Source organism: Pseudomonas sp. SIMBA_068 (assembly GCF_046534705.1).
Taxonomy (GTDB): domain Bacteria; phylum Pseudomonadota; class Gammaproteobacteria; order Pseudomonadales; family Pseudomonadaceae; genus Aquipseudomonas; species Aquipseudomonas putida.
Map to the genome: position 1 here is coordinate 1 of NZ_JAWRYI010000129.1, position 370 is coordinate 370.

General features: G+C 57.3%; 1 pseudogene. It reads right to left on the bottom strand.

The window, feature by feature from the left end:
• Positions 1–370, bottom strand: a pseudogene (locus SB756_RS28495) (flagellin FliC); the annotation flags it as partial.

Below are 370 nucleotides of genomic sequence, written 5' to 3' on the forward strand. Positions count from 1 at the left end.
CTCAGCGCGCCAGTGGTGTTCATGGCATCGCTCAGGCTGATGGTGATCTGGTTGTCGCTACCGGTGTTGGAGCCAACCTGGAAGGTCATGTCGCTGGCGGTACCGTCCAGCAGGTTCTTGCCGTTCAGCTGGGTCGAACCGGCGATACGGTCGATCTCTTTGAGCATCGACTGGAATTCTTTATCCAGTGCGTCGCGGTCTGCTTCGCTGTTGTTGTCGTTTCGCGACTGAACAGCCAGTTCACGCATACGCTGCAGGATGTTGGTGGATTCTTGCATCGCGCCTTCAGCGGTCTGGGCGATGGAGATACCGTCGTTGGCGTTTTTGATCGCCATGGTCTGACCACGGATCTGCGAAGTCATGCGGGTAG